At 46.7% G+C, this 2,224-nt stretch carries 2 protein-coding genes; both read left to right on the top strand.

From position 1 onward, the window contains the following. Positions 1–88 precede the first annotated feature (88 nt). Positions 89–442 (top strand): IS66 family insertion sequence element accessory protein TnpB, encoded by a 354-nt coding sequence (tnpB, locus tag OLM33_10030; GenBank protein ID MCW1713988.1) that lies wholly within the window; start codon positions 89–91, stop codon positions 440–442. A gap of 69 nt (positions 443–511) precedes the next feature. Next, complete coding sequence (locus OLM33_10025; protein MCW1713987.1) at positions 512–2,128, top strand: IS66 family transposase; 1,617 nt, start codon at positions 512–514, stop codon at positions 2,126–2,128. Positions 2,129–2,224 lie beyond the last annotated feature (96 nt).

Here is a 2,224-nt window from a genome sequence, read left to right as displayed (position 1 = left end):
GTAAGCGTCAAACCATCCGCACCTGTGAGTAATAATATTCTTCATATAAAGTCTCCCCAACAAGTTACCATGAAGGGGAGATTTTTTTATGTTCGATCACCGTGGCAAGCAGATCTATCTCATATGCGGATCTACGGACATGCGCAAGGGAATAGACGGTCTGTCGTCTATTGTGGACCTTCGTCTTGTCTGCAGCTCATTTGAGTCTGCCATGTTCATATTCTGCAACCGGAGCCGCAACAGGGTAAAGATCCTGGAGTGGGATCATGATGGTTTCTGGCTCTATCAGAAGCGTCTTGAGAAGGGAACTTTCCCCTGGCCCAAAGAAGATAAAGTAAAGAAGATAACACTGAGCGGAGATGAGTTTTCCTGTCTTCTTGCCGGAACAAAACTTCGCCGCAGACTTGCGATGGATGAGGTGGTCCCGGGGCTGTCTGCGTAACACAATAGTCGGAATTGCAAGTCTATGGTATTACTGGATTTATGCTGTTTTTTACTGTATTATTTACCTATGGAAAATGTCATATGTCAACTGGAAGAACTGAAGACAAAATACAGTGAGCTTGAGCATAAAACCTCAGACCTTGAGGACAAGAACTCATATCTTGAGGAGAAAAACTCTGAGCTTGCGAAGCTTGTCGCGTATTATGAAGAGTGTTTCCGTCTGAGCAAGCATCGTCAGTTTGGCCAATCTAGCGAAAAGGCTGATTCTGATTCACGTCAGATACTTCTTGTCTTCGACGAGGCTGAAAATGAAGCTGAAGTAAAAATGCCTGAACCCTCTGTTGAAGAGATAACCTATACAAGACGCAGATGCACAGGCAGCAAAGAGGACAATTTTGAAACCCTCCCTGTAGAGAGTATAGTGCACTCCATACCTGAAGAGGAGCGCATATGCCCTGAATGCGGCGGTGCTATGCACATCATGGGACATGAGAAGAGGCGCGAGCTTGAAATAATTCCGGCACAGGTCAAGATAGTGGAGCATGAACGTGAAGTATACTCCTGCCGCCGCTGCGAACATGAGAACATAAAAGTTCCCGTCATAAAGGCACCTATGCCGGAAGCCCCGATAAAAGGCAGTGCTGCGTCGGCATCATCCATCGCCCACATCATGGTACAGAAATACATGAACGCGCTCCCTCTCTACCGTCAGGAGATGTCCTTCCTTAATGAGGGTTTCTTCCTCAGCCGCCAGACAATGGCCAACTGGCTCATCCGCGCATCTTCGGACTGGCTTGAGCCTTTATATGAACAGATGAGGCAGAGGATACTTCAGGAAGAAATACTCCATGCAGACGAGACGGTCGTACAGGTACTCAAAGAACCGGGCAGATCATCCCGCAGGGAATCATTCATGTGGCTCTACCGTACAGGAAGATATACTAAAACACCTGCAGTACTTTATGAATACCGGGAGACCAGGTCGAGCGCCCATCCCAAAATATTTCTTGAAGACTTCAAAGGATACCTCCATACAGACGGCTATTCGGGCTACAAGACACTGCAGAAAGACATTCGTCTCTGCGGATGCTGGGCCCATGCGAGAAGAAAATTCCACGAAGCAGTGGAGGCTGCCCCTCCTGAAGAAAAGACAAACAGTGTCTCTCAGAAAGGACTTGATTTCTGCAGCAGACTATTTGAACTGGAACGGGAATATGAACATCTCACTCCTGAAGAACGTCATAAAAAGCGAGCTGAACAAAGCAAGCCTGTCTCAGAGGCCTTCTTTACATGGGCTTCCTCTGTCTGTGCGCTGCCGAAATCTGCACTTGGCAAAGCCCTGCACTACGCATTGGAACAGAGGCCATACCTTGAGACCTTCTATCTTGACGGCAGACTTGAGCTCTCCAACAACAGAGCGGAACGCAGTATAAAACCCTTTGTCATAGGCAGAAAGAACTGGCTCTTCTGCTGTACTCCTAAAGGGGCAAAATCCAGTTCAATAATCTACTCCATAATTGAGACGGCAAAAGAAAACAGGCTCAGGCCCTTTGAATATCTCAAATACATATTTGAGGTCATGCCCAACATTTCCGAAGAAAACTATCATACGCTGCTGCCTTGGAGCAAAGATCTGCCTGACAGCTTACGTCTGAAACAAAACGATATTAACTCTGCACAGTAAACTTTCGAGGCTCAGTCCAACTGTTTGTCTTTAGTGCAAAAAAATAATATCCCGGATCTCTGGACGTTATCCAGGTCCGGGATATTTTACGCTTAC

The sequence above is a fragment of the Synergistaceae bacterium DZ-S4 genome, assembly GCA_025943965.1.
GTDB classification, from domain to species: domain Bacteria; phylum Synergistota; class Synergistia; order Synergistales; family Synergistaceae; genus Caenicola; species Caenicola nitritireducens.
This window is presented reverse-complemented; position numbering and strand designations above follow the sequence as displayed.

What these genes read in the sequence shown, in the direction of transcription:
- tnpB (MCW1713988.1), top strand. Translation starts at nt 89, where the DNA reads ATGTTCGATCACCGTGGCAAGCAGATCTATCTCATATGCGGATCTACG.
- OLM33_10025 (MCW1713987.1), top strand. Translation starts at nt 512, where the DNA reads ATGGAAAATGTCATATGTCAACTGGAAGAACTGAAGACAAAATACAGT.